General features: G+C 64.6%; 1 pseudogene. It reads left to right on the top strand.

The annotated features are described in order from the left end of the window. Positions 1 to 206, top strand: a pseudogene (locus tag D1646_RS23970) (glucose-6-phosphate isomerase); the annotation flags it as partial.

A 206-nucleotide genomic window follows, 5' to 3' on the forward strand; every position in this document is an offset into this window, starting at 1 on the left:
GCCGACCTGCACTCCATGGGCCAGTTTATCCAGGACGGCTCTCGGGTCATGTTCGAGACTATGGTCAGCTTCGTCCCCGACGGGGCATACACCATCCCCAACGACCCCGCCAACGTGGACGGGCTGAACTTCCTGTCGGGCAAGCCCCTTTCCTTCGTCAACGAGCAGGCCATGCGGGGGACCATCCTGGCCCACGTGGACGGCGG

Source organism: Pseudoflavonifractor sp. 60, assembly GCF_009911645.1.
Classification (GTDB): domain Bacteria; phylum Bacillota; class Clostridia; order Oscillospirales; family Oscillospiraceae; genus Lawsonibacter.